Here is a 24532-nt window from a genome sequence, read left to right as displayed (position 1 = left end):
CGGTTATGCCGCCGGCGTCTCTACGCCGGCGGCCATTTGGCGCTACAGCAGCCCCAGATCGCGGGCGGTGCGGTCCACCGCGCGTTTGGTTTTCTCCAGCAGTTCATCAATCTCGCCGTGGGTCGCCACCAGCGCCGGCGCCATAATCATCCGGCCGGCGGTGGAGCGGATAATCACCCCTTCCTCAAAACCGTAGCTGCGGCAACGCCAGGTGATGTCGCTTTCATTGGCGAAACGCCGGCGGCTGGCTTTATCTTCGGCAAACTGCAGCGCCGCCACCATGCCGGCACCCTGAATTTCCCCCACCAGCGGATGGTCGGCAAACATCTCGCGCAGCCCTTTTTGCAGATAGGGGCCGGTATCCTGCTTCACCCGGCTGACGATGCCTTCATCGCGCAGCGCCTTGATGTTGGCCAGGGCCACCGCCGCCGCTACCGGATGGCCGGAGTACGTCAGACCATGGGCAAACACGCCCCCTTCCTCCACCAGCGTCTGGCCCATTTTTTTGGACAAGATCAGCCCGCCCATCGGCACATAGCCCGACGTCAGCCCCTTGGCGATCGACAGCGTATCCGGCTCAAACCCAAAGTGCTGGCTGGCGAACCATTCGCCGGTGCGGCCAAAGCCGCCGATCACTTCATCGGCGCACAGCAGCACATTGTACTGGCGGCAAATGCGCTGAATTTCCGGCCAGTAGCTCTCCGGCGGGAAGATCATGCCGCCGGCGCCCTGGAACGGCTCGGCAATAAATCCGGCGACGTTTTCCGCCCCCAGCTCGAGGATTTTCTCCTCCAGCTGCCGGGCGCAACGGCGGCCAAACTCATCCGGCGTCATATTGCCCGGGTGGGCATACCAGTAAGGCTCGTCAATATGGGCGATCTCCGGCAGCATGCCGCCCATTTCGTGCATAAACTTCATACCGCCCATCGCCGAGGTCGCCAGCGTCGAGCCGTGGTAGCCGTTCCAGCGGCCAATCATAATCCGTTTTTTCGGCTGCCCGGCCACCTGCCAGTAACGGCGCACCGTGCGGATCAGCACCTCATTGGCCTCCGAGCCGGAGTTGGTGTAAATCGCGTGGCTATAGCGATCCGGCAACAGGCTGAACAACAGTTCGGACAGCTCCACCACCGCCGGGTGCGTGGTGTGGAAAAACATATTGTAGTAAGGCAGCTGCTCCATCTGCCGCGCCGCAGCGGCGACCAGATCTTCGCGTCCATAGCCCAGATTGGTGCACCACAGGCCCGACATGCCGTCGAGGTAACGCTTGCCGTCATTATCCCAGATGTGCAGCCGGTCGGCTTTCACCATCACCCGCGCCCCTTCCGCATTCAGCGCCTTCTGATCCAGAAAAGCATGGATATGGTGACGTGCGTCCAGCGCCTGATAATCGCCGGTTTCACGTGGGCTGTTAGACATACTCATTGGCTTACTCTCCTTTCACAGACTTGGGTTATCAGCGCTGGGCTGTAAGGCGCGGTTCACCGGCGAATCCGGGGAAACGCGCGGCGTCAGCGGTTCGGGTTTAAACAGCGGTTTGCGCATCACCAGTTTGATCCACAGCACCGCAATCACAGACACCAGTCCCAGCACCGCGCCGGCGACGGTGTAAATACGCAGCGCCTGCTCGGCGGAAGGCGATACATGCCAGATGGCATACGCCATACCGGCAATGCCAGCCAGCTGCGGCCAGGGATAAAAAGGGGTGCGGAACGGACGATGCTGGTGCGGGTAACGTTTACGCAGCACCAAAACATTGATATGGGTGATGATATAGGCCAGCAGCCAGGAGAGCGCGGCGGCGCTCAGCAGCAGGTTGATCGCGTCGGTCGCCATCAGCAGCAGCGGCAGCCCGGTAATGGCGGCGACAAACAGCACCGATACCCAGGGCGCGCCCGTCCTGGCACAGTGGCGCTTAAAGCAGGGAAACGCCTGGCCGTTCTGCGCCATCCCGCTCAGCATGCGGGGGATCGTCGCCAGCGAAGAGTTGAGCGTGCTGCAGGTGGCGGTAATTGCCGCGGTCGCCAGAAACAGCTGACCGCTTTTGCCAAACACCGTGGTGGCGAACAGGTAGTGCGGCAGGCCATTGCTCGCCAGTTCCTCACGCGGGATCAGCAGCAGCGCGCCGAGGCAATACACCGCAATGGTGCAGAAAATCACGCTCAGGCCGACGATCATGGCGCGCGGAATATCGCGCTCCGGCCGGCGCGCCTCCTCCACCAGCGGGCAGACAAACTCGGCGCCGACAAATCCCCAGATCGCCATCACCGCCAGCGTCAGCACGCCCCAGCCGAGCGGGTTGCCCGCGCCGTCGGCCATCAGCTGCCCCAGCGGCTGCGCATGCTGGTGACCGATGGCGCTGAACCCCAGCAGCAGCAGCACCACCAGCATCACCGCCGCCAGGAACGACTGCAGACGGGCGAAAATATCAATATTCAGCAGGTTGAGGACGGTGAATAACCCCAGCACGCCAAATGCGATCGACAGCGGCGGCAGCGGCGCCGCAGGGAAAATCTTGCTGATGATTTGATCGAGCAGCAGCAGTTCGGCGGACAGCGCGAACATCGCCACCACGATATAGCCGGAAAACGTCGCCAGAATCGCCGGGAACTGGCCGATGGCGACCTCGGTATAGCTGCTCAGGCTGCCGGCGCGCGGGATCATCAGCGACAGTTCGGAAAAGGAAAACGCATAGCTGAGCGCCAGCAAGTAGGTCAGAAACAGAGGAATGATAAAACCGATGCCGGCCATGCCGACGGCCTGCAGCATCAGCACCATCACCCCCTGCGAGACCACCAAACCAATCGCCACCGCCAGCAGCGCGCCCAGCCCCAGCCGGTTGCGCCGTCCCCTGGCGGCCGCAGAGTTCGTGTTCAATTCAGTCATTGGCTTACCCTCGGTGTGCGTCGCCGGCGCGTTAACGCAGCTGGATCCAGGTGGTTTTCAACTGGGTGTATTTATCGAAAGAGTGCAGCGATAAGTCGCGGCCGAATCCCGACTGCTTGCCGCCGCCGAACGGTACCGTCACATCCAGCGCATCGACGGTATTCACCGACACCGTGCCGGCGTGCAGGCGCTGCGCCACACGGTGCGCCCGGTTCAGATCGTCGCTCCAGACCGAGGCGGCCAGACCATAGATACTGTCGTTCGCCAGCGCGATCGCCTCCTCTTCATCGTCGAAGACTGAGATCGCCAACACCGGGCCGAAGACTTCCTCCTGCGCCAGACGCATCCGCGCCGTCACCTGGGTAAACAGCGTCGGCTGCACAAAATTATCGGCGCCGTTGACGCTCAGACGCCGGCCGCCGCACAACAGCTGCGCCCCTTCCCGCTGCGCTTCATCGATAAAGTCCATCACCCGCTGCGTCTGGCGCGCGTCCACCATCGCCCCGGCGCGGCTTTGCGGATCCAGCGGATCGCCCGGCTGCCAGCTGGCCGCCTGCGCCATCAGCCGTTCGACAAAGGCATCATGAATCGAGCGCTGCACCAACAGACGGGAGTTTGCCGAACATACCTCTCCCTGATTGAAGAAGATGGCGAAGGCGGCCTTTTCCGCCGCCAGATCCAGCGACCGGCAGTCGTCAAAGATCAGGCACGGGCTTTTTCCGCCGCACTCCAGCCAGACCTGCTTCAGGTTGGACTGCGCCGCATACTGCATAAAATGCTTGCCGACCTCGGTAGAGCCGGTAAACACCAGACCATCGACATCCTGATGACGCCCTAGCGCCTGGCCGGCCTGCTCGCCGTATCCGGGCAGCACGTTCAGCACCCCGGCGGGCAGGCCCGCTTCCAGCGCCAGCTCCGCCAGCCGCAGCGCGGAGAACGGCGACTGCTCGGCCGGCTTGAGCACCACGCTGTTGCCCGCCGCCAGCGCCGGCGCCAGTTTCCAGGCCGCCATATCCAGCGGAAAATTCCATGGCACCACCGCGGCAATCACGCCAAGCGGCACGCGGGTGACAGTCGCCAGCACGTTATTCGCCGTCGGCGCCACTTGGCCATAGCATTTATCCAGGCTCTCCGCATACCAGCGAAAAACGTGCGCCGCCCCCGGCACATCAACATTCCAGGCATCCATCACCGGCTTGCCCATACTCATTGAATCCAGCAGCGCCAGTTCTTCCCGGTGTTCAAGAATCAGCGCCGCCAGACGCAGCAGCACCTGTTTACGCGCCGCCGGGGCGGCCTGCGCCCACTCCCCCTGCTCGAAACAGCGGCGTGCAACGCGCACCGCGCGATCGACGTCTTCCTTATCGCAGGCGGCCACGTCGGCCAGAGACTGATTGGTGGCCGGGTTGCACACCGCCATCGTCATTCCCGATGCGGCAGTGACCCATTGGCCATCAATCATGGCCTTGTCGATGAAACATTGGCGGGCGGCGCGTTCGCGCCAGTAACCAAGAGTAAACATGCTGACGCCCTCATCGTGTAACTCATATGTTTATGGGATGTTAAATACGGGAGTCTGATGCTAACCAGCTTGCGGAGAGGGGAAAAGCAGTAAAAATATCGTGAATGGTGATAAAAAAACTGGGCAAGAACAATTAGCCAAAACAGTTCTCTATGGCTTAATAAAATAATGGCAGGTTCACCATGAACAAATAAAAATAACAGCACAGTCTGCTGAAAGCGGTAAAAACAGGCCTGTCAGCGGCTCTTCATGTGGTTATTCCGACCGTGTTAACAATTATGCCTCGCCAGGTATCAGGCGGTTTTTTGAATTGCCTCACTGTAAAATATCGACGGCTCATTTATGCTTGCCGGGCGCCAAATTTAACATAAGTAAAACATATAGTTAAAATTTACTTTCAACCGTACTATCACCCACTCACGGAGGAGTACCCCAGCGTCCATATCATTCTTTACGGGAATCAACGATGGCTAATTACACCCTGCGTCAGCTTAAATATTTTGTCACCACCGCCAAATGCCGAAGCGTCGCCGAAGCCTCACGTAAGCTGTACATTGCACAGCCCTCTATCTCTACCGCCATCAAAAGTCTGGAAGACAGTTTTGGCATTCAGCTGTTTATTCGCCACCACGCGCAGGGCGTTTCGCTCACCCCTTCCGGCGCACGTTTTTATCGCAAGGCGCAGAAACTGCTCAGAATGGCGCATATTTTTGAGCAGGACGCGCTGGCGGATAACGATCTGGTGGCGGGGAAAATCAATATCGGCTGTTTTGAGACGGTCGCGCCGCTCATTTTACCGAAGCTGATCCGCGGCTTTAAAACGCTGTATCCGGGGATAGAAACCATCGTCCGCGACGGTGAACAGCATGAGCTGGTGCAAAGCCTGACCGCCGGGAACCTGGACCTCGCCCTGCTCTACCATCACGAACTGAGCAATAACATCGTCACCGATGCACTGGCGGAACCGCAAAAGCCTTACGTCCTGCTGTCCGCCTGCCACCCGCTGGCCCATCGCGATCGGGTCACCCTGGCGGATCTGGCGACGGAGCCGATGGTGCTGCTGGACGTGCTGCCCAGCCGCAACTATTTCCTCAACCTGTTCACCCGGGCGGGCATTACGCCGAATATCGTGTTCAGCTCGCCCTCGATCGAAATGGTGCGCGGCATGGTCGGCCAGGGGCTAGGCTTCGCCATTCTGGTGACCCGGCCGCACGGCCGGCACAGTTACGACGGCCAGCCGCTGGCGACGGTTGAACTACAGGACGAGGTGGAAGGTTCCGGCCTGGTTGCGGCCTGGCTCAGCCGCAACCCGCTGACCAAACCGGCGCAGCTGTTCGTTGAGTTCTGCAAAAATGAGCTGGCGACGATGAGCCGGCCGGCGGCGTGCCACTGACGCCGGCGCGGCTCAGCGCTGCATCCAGCGGCGTAAGTTAGCCAACATCTGCATACAGCGCTCCAGCTGTTCTACGCTGACATATTCATCGGGTTTGTGGCCCTGCTCCATACTGCCGGGGCCGCAGATCAAGGTCGCCACGCCGGCTTCGGCAAACAGACCACCCTCCGTGCCAAAGGCCACCGTGGCAAACTCCTCGCTGCTGCTCCACTGCGCCAGCCAGCGGGCAAAGTCGCACTGCGGATCGGTCAGCAATCCCGGATACTGGCTGAGCGTCTGCAGAGTGATGCCGCAGCCCTCCGCCACCTGCCGCATGGCCGGCAGCAGTTCATCGGCGTAACGCCGCAGCTCATCAATCACGCCGGCGACCGGGACTTCCGGCAGATGGCGGATTTCAAAATCGAACCGGCAATCCTGCGGCACAATGTTCAGCGCCGCGCCGCCCTGAATGATGCCGACCTGCAGCGTGCTGTAGGGCGGATCGAAACGCGAGTTCTGCGTCGCGGCCAACTTGCCGCCAAGCTCGGTTAGCCTGGCGATCAGCTTGGCCGCATACTCGATGGCGTTCACCCCCTGCGGCGTATAGGCGGAATGACAAGCGTGCCCGCGCACGCTGCAACGCATCGCCAGCTTGCCTTTATGGCCATACACCGGCTTCATCCCCGTGGGTTCGCCGACGATGCACAGCGCCGGCTTATCCGTCTCCTGCCGCAGATGCTCCACCAGACTACGCACGCCCAGACAGCCGACCTCCTCATCGTAGGAAAACGCCAGATGCAACGGCATACGTAGCGGCTGCGCCAGAAAGTCCGGCAACGCCGCCAGTACGCACGCCAGAAACCCCTTCATATCCGCGCTGCCGCGGCCATAGTAACGTCCGTCGCGCTGCGTCAGCGCAAACGGCGGCAGCGTCCACGCCTGCCCGTCGACGGGCACCACGTCGGTATGTCCGGACAGCATCACACCGCCGCCCCCCGTCGGGCCGATATGGGCATACAGATTGGCCTTGCCGCCGCCGTCATCCGGAAAGCGCCGGCTCTCAATGCCGAAACCGGCCAGATATTCCTGAATAAAGTCGATCAGCTCCAGATTGGATTCCCGGCTGGTGGTATCGAACGCCAGCAGCCGCGCCAGCACATCGCGCACCTGGTCACTCATCGCCCGGCACGCCATAGCTTGGCGCCTCCCGGGGATCGATCGCCCGCGTAATATAATCCTGCATCTGGGGCTGGTAAGCCCGCCACAGCGCCGCCAGCTCGCCGATGGGATCCTGCTGCGCCCAGTCAACCCGCAGGTCAACAATCGGCCAGCTATGCTCACCCACCACCTTCAGCGCCGCGGAATGCACCGCGCCGGCCTCGCCGCCGCGCTCAAGCGCCGCCTGCAGCGCCGCCATCAGGCGCTCCGCCAGGTGACCGGACGCGTTTTCAAAGGCCGACGTCATCGCCTCAACCACCGATTTATCCGCCAGCATATTGCCCGCCGCAACGCACGCGCAACCCTGTACGCCATGATAGACCCCCAGCGATTGATCGCCGCTGAACAGCGCAGTGTTCCCCTGGCGGTCAATGGCGATCAGCTGACGGTAAGCGCTGAACGCATCCTCACGCAGGGCGCTGCCTAACGCGCCCTGTGATGACATCCCCTGTTCGAGCCGCTGCAGCACCAGGCTCCCCAGCCGCGGCAGCGTGACATTCTGGCTGGACACCGCGCCCACCCCGGCCTGCAGCCAGGGACAGCGGGCGCCGACTGCAATGCTGGAAGAGCTGATGGCAATGCCGAACTGCCCGGTTTTGTCGCAGCGAGCGGCGATAGAGAACGTCATGCCTGCTCCTCCCCATGCCACCCTTCCGGAATCACCGCGATGATGTCGATCTCCATCAGCCACTGCGGCTGCGCCAGCGCCGAGACCACGATCCCGGTCGAGATCGGAAATACCCCTTTCAGCCATTTTCCAACTTCCCGATACACCGGCTCACGATATCTTGGGTCGATAATATAGGTGGTTGTTTTAACGATATGCGAGAGATCGCTGCCCGCCTCCTCCAGCAGTTGCTTGACGTTTTTCATCGCCTGCTCCGCCTGCGCCGCCGGATCGCCCAGGCCGACCAGGTTGCCGTCAAAATCGGTGCCGACCTGACCGCGCAGATATACGGTATTGCCCGCGCGCACCGCCTGGCACAGGTCGTTATCCAGCGATTGGTTGGGGTAGGTGGCTTTAGTGTTGAACATACGGATGCGGGTATGGGTAACGTTACTCATAAAATATTCCTGTTTAACAATAACGGCGAAGTAAGCAAAAAACGGACGGGCGGCTTACGCCTCCCCCGCGCGCCCCTGGCGGACGTTCTGATGCCGGCGGCTGACGCCGGCGCGCGTTGCCAGCCAGTAATAGAGCGGCGAGGTAACCAGCAGCCCCATCAGCCAGGAGAGGTCGGCGCCGTGAATGTGCACCGAGATCGGCCCGACGTATAACGGGGTATTCATAAACGGGATTTGCACCACAATGCCGATAGCGTAGGCCAGCAGCGCCTGGGGGTTGTAGTAGCCGTAGATGCCGCCGTCCGCACGAAAAATCGAGTCAATGTCATACTGCCCTTTATGGATGGCGTAGAAGTCGATCAGATTGATCGCCGTCCAGGGCACCAGCACCACCAGCAGCGCCAGCACTAAATCCACAAAATGACCAATAAAGTCCGCCGAGCTGTAAATGGCGGCGATACAGCAGGCCAGCAACACCAGCACCGACAGCACCGCTCGGCTCCTGCCGGTAGGGATCCAACGCCAGGAGAAGGTCTGCACCAGCGTAATCATCGAGATCACCGCGCCGTACAGATTCAGCGCGTTATGGCTAATCACGCTCAGCAAAAACAGCACCAGCATCAGCGGGCCGATTGAACCGGTGGCCAGTTTGACGGCGTCCATGGTTTCCATCCCCGCCGGCGTGGCCAGCACCGCCACCGCGCCGAAAATAAACGAGAGGCTGGAGCCCAGCGCCGAGCCCAGATAGGTAGTCCAGAAGGTGGCCGCCACTGACACGTTCGCCGGCAGATAGCGCGAGTAATCGGAGACATAGGGGGCAAAGGCAATTTGCCACAGCGCTCCCAGCGACACCGTCGCCAGCCAGCCGTAAAGATTAAAACCGCCACGGGTGAAAAAGTCTGCGCTGTGTATGTGGCTGAATATATAGCCAAACCCCAACAGAATGCCGATACCCAGCACCCAGGTGCCGATCCTGTTGAGCAGGTGAATAAAGCGATAACCGATAATGCCGATCGCACAGGATCCCACCGCGCCGATCGCGATCCCCACCGGCACTGAGACACTGTCCGTGACGCCATGCAGCGACTTGCCCGCCAGCACAATGTTGGAGGTAAAGAAGCCGAGGTACATCACTCCGGCAATCACCACCACCAGCAACGAGCCCCAGGAGCCGAACTGCGCGCGGCTCTGGATCATTTGCGGAATGCCCATCTGCGGGCCCTGCGCCGAGTGCAGCGCCATCAGCACCCCGCCGATCAGCTGGCCCACCAGAATGGCGATCACGCCCCAAAACAGATTGAGATGAAACAGCTGGACGCCGAGCGCGCCGGTAACGATCGGCAACGGCGCGATATTGCCGCCGAACCAGAGCGTAAACAGATCTCTGACCTTCCCGTGACGCTCTTGCGGCGGGATATAGCCAATGGTGTGCTTTTCGATAAGCGGTGGCGATGATTCAGTCGCAGGCATGGTGAACTCCCGGTTGCATAGACGTTGTGTGGGTATTTTTTAATTAACCGCCGAAAGCTGCGGAATTTTATTATTTGCCTGATAATGCGCACCGTCAGAGGGAGAGATAAAATATTAAAAACATTCCCCCAGAGAATAAAAAAACTATCCCGCACTCCTTCACCAATCGCCGACCGCCCACGCATGTCCCGGCCAATCCCCAACGAATTACCCCACCGTCAGAATGGCGCGCCATTACCGGTGATCGCCGAAAAAGTGCGGCGTCTTGCATCATTAATTTATCGTCAATCGTTAGGTTAATAATATTTTACCCATTCAGCGGCATTCCCTAGTCTGCGAAATCCACAGAGGTGAACAGCGGTTTAACCGGCTCAACACCGATAACCGTTCTAAGGATGCAAACATGACGTTAAATAACAGCGAGATTGATACGTTAGTGGTAGGAGCCGGCCAGGCGGGCGTAGCAATGAGCGAACACCTGACCCGACTCGGCATTCCTCATTTAGTGCTGGAGAAGAACCGCATCGCCGAGGCCTGGCGCACGGGCCGCTGGGATTCACTGGTCGCCAACGGCCCGGCCTGGCATGACCGCTTCCCCGGCATGGAGTTTGACAATATCAACCCCGACGGCTTTGTCGCCAAAGAACGGATCGCCGATTACTTTGCCGCCTATGCGGATAAATTCAACGCGCCGATTCACACCGGCGTCGACGTCAGGCGCGTGCAGCGCAACCTTGGCCGCCCCGGTTTTAGCGTGGAGACCTCGGCAGGACGGATTGAGGCTCAACGCATCGTCGCCGCCACCGGGCCGTTTCAGCGGCCGGCGATCCCGGCGATCGCCCCGCAGGATGACACGCTTACCCAAATTCACTCGGCGCAATACCGTAACCCGCAACAGCTGCCCGCGGGCGCGGTGCTGGTGGTCGGGGCCGGGTCATCCGGGGTACAGATTGCCGATGAGCTGCGCCGGGCAGGGAAACAGGTGTATCTCTCCGTCGGGGCGCACGATCGTCCGCCCCGCGCTTACCGTAACCGGGACTTTTGCTGGTGGTTGGGGGTGCTGGGGTTATGGGATGCGGCGGCGACACAGCCGGGGAAAGAACACGTGACGATTGCCGTCAGCGGGGCGCACGGGGGCCATACGGTAGATTTTCGCAAGCTGGCCCATGAAGGCGTGCAGCTGGTGGGCCTGACGCAGTCTTTCCAGAACGGCGGCGTCACCTTTGCCAATAACCTGAAAGAGAATATCACCCGCGGCGATGAAAACTATCTGGAGCTGCTGGACGCGGCGGACGCCTATATCGCCCGCAACGGTCTGGATCTGCCGGAGGAGCCGGCCGCGCGCCATCTTCTTCCCGACCCGGAATGTATGGTTAATCCCATTCTGGCGCTGAACCTGGCCGACGCCGGCATCAGCACCATCATCTGGGCTACCGGCTACAGCGCCGACTACGGCTGGCTGGAGGTGGACGCCTTCGACAGCGCCGGCAAGCCGCAACACCAGCGCGGCGTTTCATGCGAGCCCGGCATCTATTTTCTCGGCCTGCCCTGGCTGTCGCGCCGCGGCTCCACCTTTATCTGGGGCGTCTGGCACGATGCAAAATACATTGCCGACCATATCGCTACCCAGCGCAGTTACCTGAGCTACAAAGACGCCGGCCAGCGTCGATAACAACATGTATCGGCGCGCTCACCGCCTTCGTTGAGGGCGGTTTTGAGCGGTGATAACGGCGCGGTTTGTTTGATTGTCCGGATACAACGCAACGGATTATCGTGCAGCCCGCTCTCGTTATCCTGGTATTGCCCTGCATAGCGCAGCGGTTGCTCATAGGCCACGCCCCGACGCTGCATGATGCCCGCCGCCGTCTGCCCCTTCAGCCTGCCGAAGGTGTCGTAATCCCCCGACCAGCGCAGCCCGCCCTCGCCGTCCCGTCACCTCCAGCGGCGCGCCGTTCTGCTCGCTGTGCAGCCAGAAGATATCCGCCTGCCGGCTCTCCCCCGCCTGCTCGATGGCCGCCAGCGGCGTCCACGGGCTGTCCGGCTCGTAGCTCCAGCTGCGGCGCGTGCCATCGTCCCGCTGCTCCTGCAACAGCAGGTAGCCCTGCCACAGGAAACGCGTGCTCTGCGCCGCCTTGCCCTTGTAGTCCACCTGCTTGCGCGTGCGCCTGCCCAGCGCATCGTAGTGATACTGCGCCCGGAACTCGCCCTGCGGGCCACGGCCGTGCGCCGCCGTCAGCCGGTTGTCCGCATCGTAGACATAGTGCTGCTCGTACAGCCCGTTGCGCCGGCTTATCAGGTTACCCCAGGCGTCGTAACGGTAGAACAGCTGTTGCCAGTGCGTCAGCCGGTTGTCCCCCAGCGGTGCCGGCGGCAGCTGCTTCTCCAGCGCGCGGCTGGCGCTCTGCGCGCCCAGCATGTTATCCGCCATGTCGTACTGCAGGCGGTGGCCCGGCTTGCCCTGCTACGCCTCGCGGTGCTGCAGCAGCGTCCTTCCGCATCGTAGCCGTAGCGGACTTCTCCGCGCAGTTCATAGAACCAGAAAGAGCTGAAAAGATCTTTCTGGCGTTATACAATTAAGAACGGTTTAATTCTATTATTCATTCTTTAAAAATTCCCTAAGCATATAAATGTTTTATATCCGAGGATAGATAAATCTATCGCATCCAATGCCTCCAGAAAACTAGACATCAATGGTTCCAACATCCTTAAACAACCTTCTATATTAATTTATCATAAAAATAAATAGCATATTCATCTTCATTGAAGGCTAACACCTGAGATGGTGATTCAATAAAAACAACCAGATCCCTATTACCATTTTCAAGATAAAGACTTACCAAAAAATCAAACACATTGAATAACTTCAATCTTACAAAAAAATAATCATTAATCTCAAATAACAAACTCTTTCCTATAACACTCTTTAGACAATCCGATTGCCATTGAACAATAGCATCATTAGAGTTATCTAAAGAAAAATCAGCTATTGGCTCAAGGTCACTATCATAACTGAAAATCTCTTTTTGTTTAGCACGATACGCCACTAAATCCAGCACATCAACGTCAATGACTTCAACGTTACTGATACCATTAATTTTTCTCAAAAAAACCTTTGTTTCCTGTAAGGCAATCTTTTTCTTAAGAGCTTCATTTTTGGTCATAATATATGTGATGTTCTCCTGAACTATCCGCCGGAACCTTACCATATCTTTCGGTCTTAAAATCATAAGTGTACGGTGATGTTTTTGCTCTGCCGGCATGGAAATGTGCATCACCAATCTTGTTTCTCGGATCGCTCGCATGTTCTACTACTACAACTTTATATCCCTCATGATTTTTATATTGGTATAGTTAACAATTTCCTCAGGATCTTCATAAACTACAGGTCATAATTTACTTTTCAATAATCATCACTCCAATCACATATTAGTGAACCGTGCATTAAATAATTTTCACTATGAAAATAAACTGTAGTAGGTTACGATATTTTTGGCATGAAACTGGAACTGATGATAAAACCAAAAGTGATCATTAAGATCACTCCCGGATTAATTTATTTTTTTGGTTTCCATGAATGATAATCAGCGACTCTCATTTCTTTTAAAACAAGATCTAAAGGAACTTGCTCTATACCATCTGCAATTTCATCATATGGCGTTGGAAGCTCAATCGAAAAGCCAAAGTCATCATTAACTATAATGCAGCCATTGAATATGCGTTGTTCATTAGTTAACTTAATTACGTCAGACATCCTCATTCCAGTACACAGTGAGTTCATGTAACGCCCCTTATATTTCTCATTGCAGCCTACAGATATAATTAAACCATTAGACAATGTAGCTATCGTAATAATCTCATCAACAACATATGCCATTCTTTTTTCATCATCAGGTAAAAAATAATCAAAAAACCTAACAGTATGATTTGAATACATATCATTGAGATATCTATCAACATTTTCGCCTAAAACAACATTTCCAATCGACTTATTAGAAATAATATCAGCATTTATATCTATCATTTATAGACCACCATTCATTAATACGCCATCAATATAAACTGGCGAATCTTTAATAAGATCATAGTTTTTAAACTCGCCATGGCCTATCCGGCCATAAACGACATCTTTACCATTGACGTCACGATAAACCTTCCAGTAATCATTTCCATGAACATTAGGCTGAGTCGAAGAACCACCTGGGTGGTAATCTAATTTATACGTAGTGCCTGATTTTGTTGTCTTAACATATTGAACATGCTGTATCGCCCCCGGTTTATTGGCTTGAGGATATGTCTTCGACCATCCTTTCGACGTTAAATGATCATGAATATCCGCAGGTTTTTTCCCCGTCAAACGCTCAGTCCAACGACTGGTAATTCTATCTCTATGATTAAATCCTTTATTAGATGGACAAGAGCTTAATCCAAGTGGATCGCTCCAATTTAACGGATTAGGCGCATACTGGTACAGGTTCAGCCCACCCTGCAGCCCTATCGGGTCCTGGGTAGTAAAGCGACCTACCTCCGGCTCATAGTAGCGGAACAAATTATAGTGTAGCCCGCTCTCGCTATCCTGGTACTGCCCGGCGTAGCGCAGCGGCTGCTCATAGGCTGCTCCCCGGCGCTGCATGATGCCCGCCGCCGTCTGTCCCTTCAGCCTGCCGAAGGTGTCGTAATCCCCCGACCAGCGCAGCCCGCCCTCGCCGTCCGTCACCTCCAGCGGCGCGCCGTTCTGCTCGCTGTGCAGCCAGAAGATATCCGCCTGCCGGCTCTCCCCCGCCTGCTCGATGGCCGCCAGCGGCGTCCACGGGCTGTCCGGCTCGTAGCTCCAGCTGCGGCGCGTGCCATCGTCCCGCTGCTCCTGCAACAGCCGGTAGCCCTGCCACAGGAAACGCGTGCTCTGCGCCGCCTTGCCCTTGTAGTCCACCTGCTTGCGCGTGCGCCTGCCCAGCGCATCGTAGTGATACTGCGCCCGGAACTCGCCCTGCGGGCCGTGGCCATATGCCGCCGTCAGCCGGTTGTCCGCATCGTAGACGTAGTGCTGCTCATACAGCCCGTTGCGCCGGCGGGTCAGGTTACCCCAGGCGTCATACCGGTAGAACAGCTGCTGCCAGTGCGTCAGCCGGTTGTCGCTCAGCGGCGGCGGCTGCTCTTCCAGGGCCCGGCTGGCGCTCTGCGCGCCCAGCAGGTTATCCGCCAGGTCGTACCGCAGCCGGTGGCCCGGCTTGCCCTGCTGCGCCTCGCGATGCTGCAGCAGGCGTCCTTCCGCATCGTAGCCGTAGCGGATTTCTCCGCGCAGCGCATCGTCAACGCCGGCTATCTCGCCGCGCCCGCTGTAGTGGTATACCCGCCACAGCACGCCGTCCTCCGGCTTCGTCAGCTGCCCGTGGCTGAAGCCGCTGCTCTGCCAGCTGCGCCGCCCCAGCGCGTCGTACTGCCGCCGCTGATGCAGTGCGCCCTGCGTGCGCCCGGTCTCCCGGTGCAGCCGGTCGCGGCTGAACTCGCTCACCAGCTGCTGATTGAACCTGATGGCGCTGGCGTGGCCGGAGCCGTAATAGAGCCACTGCAACCGGTCGCCCTGCGGCAGCGTCAGCGCCTGCAGGTTGCCCAGCGCGTCCCACTGATACTGCAGTTCGCCGTTGACGCCCTGCTCGCTCAGCAGGTTACCGGCGCGGTCGTAGCGCAGCCGGATGCTGTCCGGCTCGATGCCCAGCGCCGCACCGGCGGCGGTCGGCGTGCGCGTCAGCGTCGTCAGCCGCCCGCCGGCGTCGTAGTCGTAGCGCCATTCGGCGCTGTCGGTGGTGCGCGCCGTCAGCTGGCCCGCCTCATCAAAGCGGAAGTGCTGCCGCCGCTCTGCCACCGCGCCATCGGCGGCCGGTGCGCCGGTTTCCAGCAGCGTCGTCGGCAGCCCGTCGGCGCCGTAATGGTAGTAACGGCGCTGCCCGTCCGGCCGCTGTTCCACCTGCAGGCGGCCTGCCGCATCGTAGCTGAACTGGTAGTCGGCGCCGTTGCCGTTCTCCAGCCGCATCAGCCAGCCGCGCGGGCCGTAGTGATAACGACGCGTGCGGTTGATGCGGTCGGTGATGCTGTCCGGCAGGCCCAACGGGGTGTACTGCCAGCGCGTCTCGCTGCCGAGCGGGTCCCGGTGCGCGGCCAGCTGGCCCTGCGCGTTCCAGTCAAACTGCTCGTCGCTGCCGTCCGGATGGAGCAGCTGCTGCAGCCGGCCGGCATCGTCCCAGCGGTAGCGGGTCAGGTGGCCTTCCGCATCGGTGCGGTGCGTCAGCTGGCCCAGCGCGTCATAGGTGTAGGCGGTGACGCTGCCGGAACAGTCGGTATGGCGCGTCAGCTGCCCCTGTGCGTTCCAGACCAGCTGCACCTCACCGTCCAGCGCGTCGGTGATGCGCTCCGGCAGGCTCTCTTCCGGGTCCGGGTAATGGTAATGCGTGCTCTGCCCCTGCGCGTCCGTCTGTCTGACCAGACGCCCCTGCTCGTCCCAGTGCTGGAACGCCTGGCTACCGTCAGGCCAGGTGACCGAGAACAGGCGGCCGCTGTTGCGGGAATATTGGTAGGTGGTGGTGCGGCCCAGCGGGTCGGTCTCGCTCAGCATGCGGCCGTACGGGTCCCACTCGCTCTGCCGCTGCGCCCCGCCCGGCAGCACCACGCTGCACAGTTCGCCGCGCGCGTAGATAAGGCCGTAGCGACGGCTGTCATAGTCGGTGAACTGCGCGACGTTGTCGTCATCATCCAGCTGCCACAGCGCCTGTTTGCCGTCGTCACGCACCGCCCGGCGCGTCCCGTTGGCGAAATCATAATAGACGGACAGCTGCTCGCTGGCGCTGTTGCGGTAGGCCACTACCCGCGGCAGGCCGTCAATCTCCTGCCAGCGATATTCGTTCAGCAGGCCGTTCTGGTCCTGATGGCTGACCATCAGCCCGTCCTGCCAGCCAAAACGCCGCGTCACCTCGCCGGCGCGGTTGCGGACGGTGACCAGCTGCCCCGCGTCGTCGTAGCCGTAGCTCGCCAGCACCTGTGCATCCTGGCCGTTTTGCCACGCTACCGCCGCCAGCCGCAACGCACCGTTGGCCGTCGTCAGGTAGCGGCAGGCCAGACGCTGCCCGGCGCTGTCCACCAGCTCGCTCAGTTGCCCCGCGTCGTTATAGAACAGCGAGGTGGTGTTGCCGACAGCGTCGGTCATCATGCTCAACCGGCTCGGCTGCTGCGCCTCCAGCGGCGGATAGTGCCACGCCTGTTCACTGACGTCGAACACCTGCCAGCTACCGTCGGCGTTGTGCATCAGCCAGCATTTTTCCGCTTCGCAGTAGGTCTTGTGGCCGCGCGGCACCATCGGGAAGGAGACATAATCGCCGGACGGCGCGCGCCACACCAGCCCCTCCTGCCAGATTTGCAGGCTGCTCTCCCAAAACAGGCTCCAGCCGTGCCCCAGCACGCCCTCCGCCGGGTTGCCGCTGCGCCAGTAGCGCTGCCACGCCACCGGCAGGCGCGACGGCAGCACAAAGTCCAGCTCGTCGTCGCCGTCGAGAAACTTCTGCCCGCTGACCACGTCCAGCGGCCGGGCGATAATGCCCGTCGCCGCGGTGGCGGTCATCAGCGCGCCGGCGCGGCAGGCCACGCGGCCAAGCTTGTTGATGCCCGGCGCCTTGCTGAGCATGCGCCCGAGCGCCCCCAGCTTGCTGGCCGCGCCGCCGACGCCGCCTATCAGGCCGGCGAACAGCAGCGTCAGGTCGGAGATTTTATACAGCCAGTCGGGCACTTCCGGTTTGATGGGCAGCGTGGTGACGGTGCCGCCGCCGATGCGCACATCAGGCGAGCCGGCCATCACCTGCGCGTCGCAGTTGGTCTTGTCCCCGCTGCGCACCGCCGGGTAGCCGTTGATAAACACCTTGTCCGAGCCCTGCGCCATCTGCATGCTCGGGCCGTCATCCTCGCAGACCACGCGGCTGACGGTGGCGATGGCCGCCGGTTTGCCGTTGATAAACACGTTGCCGGAGCCGGTCAGTATCGTGCCCTTGGGCGACAGACTGCCGGCGCCGGCGGCGGCAATGCCGTCGCGCGCCTTGGTGGCCAGCTCGCCGGAGAGGTAGCCCACCGCCAGGCTGGCGCCAATCAGCAGCACGCCGACGCCCACGCAGGAGGCCGCCAGCCCGGCGACAAACAGGGCGCCCGCCGCCACCGCCCCGGCGGCGGCAATCAGGCCGCCGATAAGCGTGCCGCCAATCATCCCTGCCAGCGCGTGGGAATGGCCGATGCTGTCCCCGACGCGCGCTGCTTCACCCATGTTCCTGCTCCTTTTACGCCCGTGAGGCGGCATCCGCCGCCGGCTGATAACTCGTCAATACCTGTTGCAGCAACGCCTCGTCCTGCGCCGTCAGCTTGCGCGGCTGCGCCAGCGTGAACACCAATACCTGCCCTTGCGACAGGGCAAACACCGCCTGACGCTGCCAGATGCGCTTGCCGTCACGCATATAGCTGGCATGCACGCACTCGCCGCTCAGGACGCCATTACCCAGCGTCGCCGGTTCACGGCTTTTCTGCACCCAGCCTTTCAGGCCGTCGGCCAGCGTCGCCAGCTGGCGCGTCACATAGTCCGCCAGCGTCTCGTCCGCCAGCAGTTCATCGCGGGAAATATTTAAAGAGGGGGAGATGTCATCCCCGGCCAACAGCACGTTAACGCTGCGATCGCGGTAGCCTTCAGGCAGCTTGACGCTGCCTTCGGTAAAGGCGCAACGGGAAAAATCAGGCATTACGCAAGGTCCTTTTACTCAACAGGAGGCAAAGAATGACATAAGCCGCCGCAGATGGAAATATTGGTTAGGCTTTCTGATTGTTTGCATAAGAAACAACCGGTTAATAATGCATTTCTAGCGTCTGTAAATTTCGAGACTCAAGCTACAAAACCAATCAAAACAGAAGAATAATCCGAGCAAATATTTTCGCAATTTCCACATAGTAGGAGTTGGGGAATAGGGCTCATTTGCCAATCCACCTACCTATAGACTCAGGTTTAGTTTGATACCAAACATATTCACAGACATAGCCATTCTTCGCAGAAATTGGCATAGTTAAAGCATTCTATAACTCGATAGGTTAACGCCTTACTCGATTACGTCGCTGCCATCAATCTACAGCGAATCCGCGAAGGGGTCCTGCCTTGGGCGTATCGGCTTATGGCCCCGCTTACTTATGAATGCATCAACGGATGCATGCAGCGAACAAGGAAAACCAGAGGTCTATTTTGACAATTAAGATAACCATGTTGTCTTCTAGAGAAGCTGTACTCCAAGCAATGCAGGAGTCTGACCAAATCGGTCGCGACAAATTTTTAAAAATATATGGTTTTAAACCTTCAAGAAAATACCACCTCCAACACAATGGTAAACGCTATGACAGCAAAGCCATTGTTGCCGTTGCTTGCGGCTATGAGTTCGGCCAACCACTAAAAAGTAAAGATTTTAGCGGCGGGGCAAAAACGGTAGTTCCCGTATTGCAAAAGCTAGGTTTCGAGGTACTAGAAACGCCACATCCCTTGGGTTACTTAGTTAGCGGCACGCTGTATCAGCGCAAAGCACTACGTGACCTTTATGGTGGGCAATATCAAGGTGGCATATGGACGCCAAAAGACTTTCCGGTAATCTTTATTTTTACCGGTGAAAGCGGTCAAGAGTACGGCTATCAGGATGGCTGGACCAAAGATGGTAGTTTTATCTACACCGGTGAAGGCCAAAAAGGCGACATGGCCTTTACAAGAGGCAATAAAGCCATTCTTGAGCATAAAGAGAAAGGTAAAGATATCTTTTTATTTGAAGATAAAGCTAAGGAAAATGGCGTTAGATATGCCGGTATGTTTGAGTGCGACACCTGGGAATATATTGACTGCCCGGATGTAGATGGCAATCAACGGAAAGGTATTCGCTTTAATTTATTCCCCGTTCACTCTCAACAAGAGATAGACATTGAGGATTCTCATTTTTCCTCAACGCCAAGTCAGGAAAAAGAAAATATCGCGCAATTACGTGGCAAAGCGTTGAAAGCATCAATGACCACAAGCACTCACCAGCATAGTGACAACAAACGCTCCTGGTACAAACGCAGCGAAGATGTCAAAAGATACGTGCTAAAACGTGCCGCCGGTATCTGTGAGTCTTGCGAACAGCCAGCCCCCTTTAAAAAGAAAAATGGGACACCTTACTTAGAGCCACATCACACCAAACGCTTAGCCGATGAGGGGCCTGATCACCCCAAATGGGTAGGTGCAATTTGCCCAACTTGCCACCGAAGAATACATAGTGGAGAAGATGGGGAGGAGGTAAATAAAAAACTCATGCAAAAAATCGCTATCAAAGAAAAAACTTGGGAATAAAGTATGACTAGAGGCCCCCATGAGCATCAACAATAACACCCCGCTCTTCCCCCCGGCCTGGCAGCCGCTGCTGGAACAGGGCCACCTTGAGCGGCAGCATATCGGCCGCTCTGATGCGGACGTCTTCCGCCTGCGGCGGCGGCACGGCGAGGACCTGTTTTTAAAATCGGAACGGGCCGATGCGTTTAGCGGGCTGCCGGCCGAGGTGGAAAAGCTGAGCTGGATGGGCCAGCAGGGGCTGGCGGTACCTGCGGTGGTGGAATTTACCCGCCACGCCGAGCATCACTGGCTGCTGATGAGCGCCCTGCCGGGGCGGGATCTGGCCTCTGAGCCGTTGCTGCCGCCTGAACGGGTGGTCGCCATCATGGCGCAGGCGCTGCGACAGTTGCATGACTTGCCTTATCACGCCTGTCCGTTCGATCAACGCCTGAGCGTACTGATCCCACAGGCGCAGCAGCGCCTGCAGAGCGGCCTGGTGGACGAGTCGGACTTCGACCCCAGCCGACAGGGCAAATCCGCCGCCGAGCTGTTCGCAACGTTGCTGGCCGGACGCCCCGCGCCGGAGGCGGAAGATATAGTGGTGACCCACGGTGACCCGTGCCTGCCTAACCTGATGGCGGACGGCGATCGCTTTAGCGGCTATATCGACTGCGGCCATCTGGGCTATGCCGACCGCTATCAGGATCTGGCCCTGGCGTCGCGCAGCATCGACTACAACCTGGGCAGCGTCTGGGTGGCGCCGTTTTTCCGCGCGTATGGCATCGTGCCGGATGAAGCGCGCCTGGATTATTACCGGCTGCTGGATGAGTTTTTCTGAAACGGCGGCAAACACGATGGTTAAGCCTGGTTGCCAGCAAGCCGTATAAAACGGCAAAAAGAAGATGCGGGATGCCCAGCCGCAAGATGATGAGGAGCGGTTCTAATCATTAACGCTGCAAAATGATTCCGCGATGCGTTTAACAACTACAACGGCATCGGCAAGGTAAATCACCCTGTTCGCTTGTTGCCCTCTTTGCGTACCCGCTCGATATGAATGGTCAGGAACATAATCTCTTCCGTCGTCAGATCGCGCTGATAGCCGCTGCGCAGGTGCTGCGCAATTTTCTCCGCGCACTTCCAGGCTTTGGCGTAGTTGTCCTTCACCGCCCCGTGCAGGGTGACGTCGTCGTCCGGCACCACGGTGCGCGTCAGCATGCGCTGGGCGAAAAACTTCAGGTGGGTGACAAAGCGCTGGTAGCTGAGCGACTCTTCATCATACTCCAGCCGCAGCTGGTACTTCACCAGCTGCAGGATCTCCTGCATCACCCGGGTCACGTGCATCACCTCCGGCATGGCGCTGTTTAGCTGCGCGGTGACCAGATGCAGGGCGATAAAACCGGCCTCGTCCTCGTCCAGCTCCACGCCGAGCCGCCGGGCGATGATGGCCCGCGCTTCCTGGCCCAGCTCAAACTCCCTGGGATAGAGGCGTTTGGTTTCCCACAGCAGCGCGTTCTTGATCGCCAGCCCGCTCTTTTGCCGTTCAATGGCGTAGTGGCAGTGGTCGGTCAGGGTGATATACAGGCTTTCCTGCAGCTTCCCCAGACGCGCGCGCGCCAGCTCGATAATACGGTCGCAGGCGGTCATCACCTCCAGCGGAATCTGGCTGAGCAGCTCGCCCAGCCGGCTGACCAGCTCGTCGCTCTGCAGCGCGAACACTTTTTCAATCATGGCAGCATCCAACGGGTCGCCTACGCGCTTCTGAAACGCCAGCCCGCGCCCCATCACCACCTGCTCACGCTGATGCTCACCCAGAACCACCACCACATTATTATTAAGTATTTTGGCGATTTTCATCTGAACCCCGGAAACAAAAAAACCTGACCCCGACGAAGGCCGGGAAATCAGGTTTTGCCTGCGTTTAGCAGTAACAATCCACGTCTGCAATCTACCATTTTCCCCCGCCCGGGGGCGCTTGCAACGGGAGAAACGTGAGCGGGATCGCGAATAAAAACGACGCGGGACGGCGTCGCCATACCGGGATCAGAGCAGTTTAAATTTGTATTCGATAATCACCTCGGAAGAGAGGGTGTGGGATCGCATATAGCGGCCGTCATCATTCAGCACCGGCGTTTTACCGCTGGCTTTATACGACCAGCCCGGCCCGAACATGGTCCAGACGGTCAGGTTCTTCAGCGGCATCTGAGAAGGCGTCCAGCGGGTAAAGGCGCTGATTTCCCCGGTGCGCACGTGGTTGCCTTTATAATTAAACTGGCCGATATTGCCCGCCAGGCCTACCGCAAAATTTGGCGTCAGCTTATAGTCCGAGATATTCGCCAGCATCACCTCGCCGTCACGCATGTAGTCATCACCGGCATACGCCATCGAGCCGAAAGTACCGCGGGAGTTTTTACTCATGTGGCGCGGATAAAACCCCACCTGATGCTCTTTTTTAGCGTCGGTATAACCCAGCCCCCATTGGGTGCTCCAATTATCCGCCCGCCAGCCAGCTTCCAACGTATAATGGCGCGCGTGATTATCGAAATCACGCTTGCTGGCCGGCATCGCTTTATATTCCTCCAGCGCATGGGTGTCATAGATTTGCGCGCCGAGCTTTAAGCGTTCTGCTGGCATAACATGCGCCTGCAGGATGTGGCGCTGCAGATAATTTTCGCTTTCCCCGTAGCCGTATTTCAAGTCCCACCGTTTGCTTTTCCATGACAGGTCGCCACTGGCGATATGGTTAATGTATTTACCGGTGTTGGTCTGAAAGCGTTTTTTATCCGGCGAATTGCGGTCCATTGAGCTTTCGATATACGCGCCGCGCAGGGTTAACCCGTCATAGTCGACGGCCCCCAGCCAGCCTGAATAGGTGGTCGGCGACAGACGCGTGGAGGTAGAGATCACGCCGACATTTTTCATCACCTGCCAGCCCCAGCGGGCATGTAACCCTACGTCGCCGAGCACGTACTTGAATTTGAGGTTGCGCTGGCCAAATTTGCTATACCCTTCGGCGTTGCCTTTATCATTACCACTGCCGTTGTTGTACAGCACGCCGCGCGTATTAAAATAGTCGCTGGCGCCCAGTTTCACCGCGCCGTAATACACCACATCCACGCCAATCACATCGGCAAAATAGCCGGACTGATAGTCCACGGCCACGCCCTGCCCCCAGGCGTTATGCACTTTTTTCGGTTCGGTATTGTCTTCCTTCAGATATTTCCAGTAATTTTTCAGCGACAGCGTCATCTGTGACTGGGTAAAAAAGGGGTCTGCCAGTACCTGGTCAATAGCATCCTTTTCCTGAATACGCACGTCGGTTGAAGATGACCAGGCGCAGGCGGGAATAACCCACGTCGCTAACGCGATGGTTAATAAATTAATTTTCATCATTAATCCCCAGAAAATGATCGTAGCGATCCCGGCCAGGGTTATTTACCCTGGCCTATTCGTCCATGTAATGTTTAATAGGTTTTATGGTTATTTATTTTTATCGAGCGCCTGTTTTCCGACTTCAACATATTTCATGGAGCCAATTTCCGGCACCGTATATTTACCGTTCTGATACACCACTTTGACCACTGCGGCGTTCGACAACGGTTTATTCTTAGCCGGATCCTCGGTCAAATCAGAAATCATAATCTGCATCGAGGTGCCGGAGGAAATCGCCAGCACGTTTTTATCACCGCGTGCTTTGGCATTATCGACAATAGTTCGCAGCGCCGCCTGCGTTCTCTGCTTCACCTGCTGATAATTTTCCGCCATCCCTTTCGGGTCTGCCGCCGCCAGCGCGTTCTGGCTCTTATCCTGCGTCAGCTCGCCCGCCTTCATTTTGCTGAACAGCTCGCCGCCGTCTTTCATCCCCAACTGCCGCGCGCCGGCGTCCGCCATATCTTTATTCCAGCCGCCCTCAAAGCCGCCGAAGAAGGCCTCGCGCAGGCCAGGCAGCTCGGTTAGCTGGTAATCTTTTACCCCTGCCTGGCGTAAAATAACCGCCATGGTTTCACGCTGACGGCCAGCGTCGCTGGAGTAATAACTGTCGAATTTGATGCCTTTCAGCCCTTCGCCCAGATAGCGCGCCACGCGGATGCCGTCCTCGGTCAGCGGTGAGTCCGCCCATCCCTGTACGCGGTCAAAGGTATTAAACAGAGTTTTTCCATGGCGGGCGAAATAGATGGAGATCGCCTCGTCGACCTGCGGCGGCGTATTTTCCGCCGCGCCAACCGCCGTACTGGTGCATAATATTAGTGCTGCTAACCATTTTTTCATTTTTTAATTCCTTCCTGATGAAAGTTTTCCCTGATGCAGAGCAGAAACAAAAAAACCTACGCCGGATAACGAAAGCCGTTTGCATAACAGCAACGGTATTTCGGCTATCCGGCGTAGGTTTTGCCTGTAAGGTACAGTAACAATCCAACAGGCGGAACGTTAACACCAAGCAGAATAAAATAACACGCCATTTTTATTTTATACCTGCTGAAATGTGATCGTTCTCATATCATTTCCGCCTGACTAACGGCTCGCATAAAAATAACGCATTAGAAGAATGGTTATTTATCAACGCCATCAAGCCGAGAAAATAAAGTAATTAACCTTATCGCTGACACTCAGAGAAATATCGGACATTTCTATAAATAAATAGGTTATC

Annotated in this window: 18 protein-coding genes and 1 pseudogene; 4 read left to right on the top strand and 15 right to left on the bottom strand. The window is 58.0% G+C overall.

The features are described from left to right. Positions 1-42 precede the first annotated feature (42 nt). Genes TAN611_RS02920 through TAN611_RS02910 form a run of 3 tightly spaced genes read right to left on the bottom strand, consistent with a single transcriptional unit; the run spans position 43 to position 4405 of the window. Positions 43-1422, bottom strand: coding sequence for an aspartate aminotransferase family protein (locus TAN611_RS02920; RefSeq protein WP_203067265.1), 1380 nt, complete (start codon positions 1420-1422; stop codon positions 43-45). Between the two features lie 15 nt (positions 1423-1437). Further along, a complete protein-coding gene (locus tag TAN611_RS02915) occupies positions 1438-2883 on the bottom strand; it encodes an APC family permease (RefSeq protein ID WP_203067264.1) in 1446 nt (481 codons plus the stop codon). 31 nt (positions 2884-2914) lie between these two features. Beyond that, positions 2915-4405 carry an aldehyde dehydrogenase gene (locus TAN611_RS02910; protein WP_203067263.1) on the bottom strand — a complete coding sequence of 497 codons (1491 nt, stop codon included), beginning with the start codon at positions 4403-4405 and terminating at the stop codon, positions 2915-2917. Between the two features lie 466 nt (positions 4406-4871). Here TAN611_RS02910 and TAN611_RS02905 point away from each other — a divergent pair, with 466 nt between their 5' ends. Next, a complete protein-coding gene (locus TAN611_RS02905) occupies positions 4872-5798 on the top strand; it encodes a LysR family transcriptional regulator (RefSeq protein WP_203067262.1) in 927 nt (308 codons plus the stop codon). Between the two features lie 12 nt (positions 5799-5810). Here the strand turns inward: TAN611_RS02905 and argE are convergent, their stop codons facing one another. From argE to TAN611_RS02885, 4 genes are read right to left on the bottom strand one after another with little or no spacing between them, the layout of a single operon-like run. Continuing rightward, the gene (gene argE / locus TAN611_RS02900; protein WP_203067261.1) at positions 5811-6956 is read right to left on the bottom strand and encodes an acetylornithine deacetylase; all 1146 of its coding nucleotides are present in this window, start codon (positions 6954-6956) and stop codon (positions 5811-5813) included. Further along, a complete protein-coding gene (locus TAN611_RS02895; protein ID WP_203067260.1) occupies positions 6949-7623 on the bottom strand; it encodes a DUF1028 domain-containing protein in 675 nt (224 codons plus the stop codon). Before TAN611_RS02895 ends, argE begins: the two co-directional genes overlap by 8 nt. Further along, complete coding sequence (locus TAN611_RS02890; RefSeq protein ID WP_160028605.1) at positions 7620-8060, bottom strand: RidA family protein; 441 nt, start codon at positions 8058-8060, stop codon at positions 7620-7622. The genes TAN611_RS02895 and TAN611_RS02890 overlap by 4 nt, the downstream gene beginning before the upstream one ends. A 54-nt stretch (positions 8061-8114) precedes the next feature. Beyond that, positions 8115-9530, bottom strand: a complete 1416-nt coding sequence (locus tag TAN611_RS02885; protein ID WP_160028607.1) for a cytosine permease — start codon at positions 9528-9530, stop codon at positions 8115-8117. Positions 9531-9933: 403 nt separating this feature from the next. Here TAN611_RS02885 and TAN611_RS02880 point away from each other — a divergent pair, with 403 nt between their 5' ends. Further along, positions 9934-11202 carry an NAD(P)/FAD-dependent oxidoreductase gene (locus tag TAN611_RS02880; RefSeq protein WP_203067259.1) on the top strand — a complete coding sequence of 423 codons (1269 nt, stop codon included), beginning with the start codon at positions 9934-9936 and terminating at the stop codon, positions 11200-11202. Between the two features lie 86 nt (positions 11203-11288). On the opposite strand, the pseudogene TAN611_RS02875 reads toward TAN611_RS02880, so the two are convergent. From TAN611_RS02875 to TAN611_RS02855, 5 genes and pseudogenes are all read right to left on the bottom strand, one after another. Further along, positions 11289-12056, bottom strand: a pseudogene (locus TAN611_RS02875) (RHS repeat domain-containing protein); the annotation flags it as partial. 191 nt (positions 12057-12247) lie between these two features. Then, the gene (locus TAN611_RS23445; protein WP_238404502.1) at positions 12248-12802 is read right to left on the bottom strand and encodes a hypothetical protein; all 555 of its coding nucleotides are present in this window, start codon (positions 12800-12802) and stop codon (positions 12248-12250) included. A 281-nt stretch (positions 12803-13083) separates the two neighbouring features. Next, a complete protein-coding gene (locus TAN611_RS02865; RefSeq protein WP_111737788.1) occupies positions 13084-13551 on the bottom strand; it encodes a hypothetical protein in 468 nt (155 codons plus the stop codon). Further along, positions 13552-17826 (bottom strand): RHS repeat-associated core domain-containing protein, encoded by a 4275-nt coding sequence (locus tag TAN611_RS02860; protein ID WP_238404501.1) that lies wholly within the window; start codon positions 17824-17826, stop codon positions 13552-13554. 13 nt (positions 17827-17839) lie between these two features. Then, positions 17840-18292, bottom strand: coding sequence for a DcrB-related protein (locus TAN611_RS02855; RefSeq protein ID WP_203067258.1), 453 nt, complete (start codon positions 18290-18292; stop codon positions 17840-17842). Positions 18293-18747: 455 nt separating this feature from the next. Here TAN611_RS02855 and TAN611_RS02850 point away from each other — a divergent pair, with 455 nt between their 5' ends. Further along, complete coding sequence (locus TAN611_RS02850; protein WP_238404500.1) at positions 18748-19908, top strand: HNH endonuclease signature motif containing protein; 1161 nt, start codon at positions 18748-18750, stop codon at positions 19906-19908. A gap of 19 nt (positions 19909-19927) precedes the next feature. Continuing rightward, positions 19928-20725 carry an APH(3') family aminoglycoside O-phosphotransferase gene (locus TAN611_RS02845; protein ID WP_203067257.1) on the top strand — a complete coding sequence of 266 codons (798 nt, stop codon included), beginning with the start codon at positions 19928-19930 and terminating at the stop codon, positions 20723-20725. A 170-nt stretch (positions 20726-20895) separates the two neighbouring features. On the opposite strand, the gene licT is transcribed toward TAN611_RS02845, so the two are convergent. The 3 genes from licT to TAN611_RS02830 all read right to left on the bottom strand — a co-directional run bounded on the left by licT (position 20896) and on the right by TAN611_RS02830 (position 24153). Continuing rightward, entirely contained in the window at positions 20896-21741 is an 846-nt protein-coding gene (gene licT, locus TAN611_RS02840; RefSeq protein ID WP_160028617.1) for a BglG family transcription antiterminator LicT, read from the bottom strand. A 186-nt stretch (positions 21742-21927) separates the two neighbouring features. Next, on the bottom strand, positions 21928-23274 hold the full coding sequence (locus tag TAN611_RS02835) for an OprD family outer membrane porin (RefSeq protein ID WP_203067745.1): 1347 nt from the start codon (positions 23272-23274) through the stop codon (positions 21928-21930). Between the two features lie 90 nt (positions 23275-23364). Continuing rightward, positions 23365-24153 (bottom strand): histidine phosphatase family protein, encoded by a 789-nt coding sequence (locus tag TAN611_RS02830; protein WP_203067256.1) that lies wholly within the window; start codon positions 24151-24153, stop codon positions 23365-23367. Between the last annotated feature and the right edge of the window lie 379 nt (positions 24154-24532).

It is taken from the genome of Serratia sp. Tan611, from assembly GCF_905188235.1.
Classification (GTDB): Bacteria; Pseudomonadota; Gammaproteobacteria; order Enterobacterales; family Enterobacteriaceae; genus Serratia_B; species Serratia_B rhizosphaerae.
The sequence above is the reverse complement of the archived record's forward strand: the minus strand, read 5'-3'. Positions and strand labels throughout refer to the sequence as shown.